This window comes from Nocardioides sp. (genome assembly GCF_036401255.1).
Classification (GTDB): domain Bacteria; phylum Actinomycetota; class Actinomycetes; order Propionibacteriales; family Nocardioidaceae; genus Nocardioides.
In genome coordinates, this window is sequence record NZ_DASWVI010000431.1 from 1 (window position 1) to 2,251 (window position 2,251).

Below are 2,251 nucleotides of genomic sequence, written 5' to 3' on the forward strand. Positions count from 1 at the left end.
CGGGCCGTACGCCGCGCACCGCGTCCGCGATCACCCGCGCCGAACTGGCGCCGACGCCGGGCAGGTCGGTGAGCGTGCCCTCCTCGACGGCCCGGGCGACCTCGTCGGGCGGGAGCGGCAGGATCGCGGCCGCGGCGCCGCGGAACGCCTTCACCTTGTAGGTGTCCTCGCGGCCCCGCTCGAGGAGGAACGCGATGCGCCGCAGCGCCGCGACCGGGCCCGCGTCGTAGCCGCCGCCGGCCTCGTCGGCGCGCTGATCGGTCTGGTCCGCCACGCGGTCGGTCTCCTGTCCGTCGGCTGTCGGTCGGACGATTTTTTCCTCCACACCCGGTGGACGGCCATCCTGCCTGGTCAGCGGGCGGTCGGGCGCACCACGGCCCGGCCTGTCCACAGGCCGATCCCGGGTTGCGGGGCCGTCCTCCACCGGTGGAGCGTCCCGTCCACAGGGCTGTCCACAAGGTTATCCACAGGAGGTGAACGCCGCGCGTTGACCGGCGGGCGGCGCGCCTCCTAGCGTGGTGGGCAGATGAGGCCCTCGGCCGCGGACGGACACTCGCAAGGGGAAGGCAAGTGTCCCGAGGCGGCCGGGGGCTTCCTCACGTTCACCCGCCCGAAAGTCTCGGGCGGGTCAACGGCCGAGGAAGACCGGCGGCCGCTTCTGCTGGGCCGCCCGGATGCCCTCCTGCAGGTCCTCGGTGGCGAGCGTGATCGGCTGGGCCATCGCCTCCCACTGCAGGCAGCTCTCGAAGTCCGCGTGCCCGCCGTCGGCCAGCGCCAGCTTGGTGAGCCGGCTGGCGATCGGCGCGGTCGCCGCGATCCCCTCCGCGGTGACCAGCACCTCCTCGAGGAACGAGGCCGGCTCGATCACCCGTGAGACCAGGCCCAGGCGGAGCGCCTCGTCGGCGTCGACGAGGCGCCCGGTCAGCAGCAGGTCCCGGGCGTGGGCCTCGCCCACGACGTTCGGCAGCAGGTAGGTCCCGGCCATGCCGGCGTGCATGCCGAGCTTGACGAACGGCGCCCCCAGCCGGGCCCCCGCGGCGGCGTACCGCACGTCGCAGGCCAGTGCCAGGCACAGCCCCGCGCCGATCGCCGGGCCGTTGACCGCAGCGATCGTCGGCACCTCCAGGCGCCGGATCGAGAGCCAGGCGCGGTAGAACGCGATCATCCGGGTGCGCAGGTGGTCGACGCTCGCGTCGGGCTCGCTGGCGATCCAGGAGGTGTTGCCGCCCGAGCAGAACGCGGTGCCGGCCCCGGTGACGACCACGACCCGCACGGAGCGGTCCGCGGCGAGCTCGTCGATCGCCGCGACCCAGGAGGCGGTCATCTCGTCCGACATCGCGTTGCGCTGGTCGGGGTTGTCGAGGGTGAGCACGGCGACGCCCGGCGAGGGGCGGTCGAGGCGCAGGTGGGTGGGCTGGTCGGTGGGCGCTGGCATGCCGCACAAGGTACTGAGCGGCGCCGGGGCGCGCCGTGACCGGATTCACCGTCGACACCGCTCGCGGTGCGCCTGACGCACAACTCACCGCTCGTGTCGTAGGGTCTGAGTCGGTCCGGCGGCATCCGTCGTCGGGCTCCGGCGGGTCTTCCCCTCTGCCCCGTCGCGACGACCAGTTATACATAGGCAAGGAGGCCGTCATGGCGGAGACCTGGAGCGGCGAGTTCTACTGCGTGAAGTGCAAGGAGAAGCGCGAGGCCGAGGGCGAGGTCAAGGTGAACGACAAGGGCACCCGGATGGCCAAGGCCGTCTGCCCGGTCTGTGGCACCAACCTCAACCGCATCCTCGGCAAGGCGTGACGCGACACCTTCGCGGCTAGCGCCCCGACTCTTCTGGCGACGGCGGCGTCGACCCGGTCTGCGGACCGGGCGGCGCCGCCGTCCGCGTCTCCCCTCCTCCGGCTGTGGAGAGCGGACGCCTCGGCGGCTCGGACCGGGTAGACCGTCGGCATGAGCCTCCTGCGCCCCGGCCTCCAGGTCGTACGCCGCGACGACCACCACCTGCAGATCGGCATCGACCCGCCCTGGCGGCTCGTGGTGCCCGACCGGCCCGACGTGCAGCACCTCCTCGACGACCTCGTCGCCGGACGGACGCCGGCCCCCGAGACGCCCGACGCGCACCGGGCCCTGCTCGCGCTGGCCCGCGCGGGCATGCTCACCGAGACGGAGCCGACGGCCCCGACCACGTCGCCGCCCGTCGCGGTGCAGCTCCTGGGCAGCGGCCCCCTGGCCGCCGACGCGGAGCGCGTACAGCGCG

3 protein-coding genes and 1 pseudogene are annotated in these 2,251 nt (G+C 73.9%); 2 read left to right on the top strand and 2 right to left on the bottom strand.

Features of this window, described 5'->3' with window-relative positions; all coding sequences use genetic code 11:
* Positions 1 to 274, bottom strand: a pseudogene (locus VGD85_RS19775) (hypothetical protein); the annotation flags it as partial.
* A gap of 354 nt (positions 275 to 628) precedes the next feature.
* On the bottom strand, positions 629 to 1,435 hold the full coding sequence (locus VGD85_RS19780) for an enoyl-CoA hydratase/isomerase family protein (RefSeq protein ID WP_331065145.1): 807 nt from the start codon (positions 1,433 to 1,435) through the stop codon (positions 629 to 631).
* A gap of 200 nt (positions 1,436 to 1,635) precedes the next feature.
* On the opposite strand from VGD85_RS19780, the gene VGD85_RS19785 reads away from it, so the two are divergent.
* Positions 1,636 to 1,794 (top strand): DUF5679 domain-containing protein, encoded by a 159-nt coding sequence (locus VGD85_RS19785; protein WP_011754982.1) that lies wholly within the window; start codon positions 1,636 to 1,638, stop codon positions 1,792 to 1,794.
* A 150-nt stretch (positions 1,795 to 1,944) separates the two neighbouring features.
* Positions 1,945 to 2,251, top strand: a 307-nt coding sequence (locus tag VGD85_RS19790; RefSeq protein ID WP_331065146.1) for a hypothetical protein, incomplete at its 3' end; no start/stop codon positions are given.

Bases quoted from the DNA above. Each gene is read 5' to 3' on its own strand.
- VGD85_RS19785 (WP_011754982.1), top strand. From the start codon at position 1,636: ATGGCGGAGACCTGGAGCGGCGAGTTCTACTGCGTGAAGTGCAAGGAG.
- VGD85_RS19780 (WP_331065145.1), bottom strand. From the start codon at position 1,435: ATGCCAGCGCCCACCGACCAGCCCACCCACCTGCGCCTCGACCGCCCC.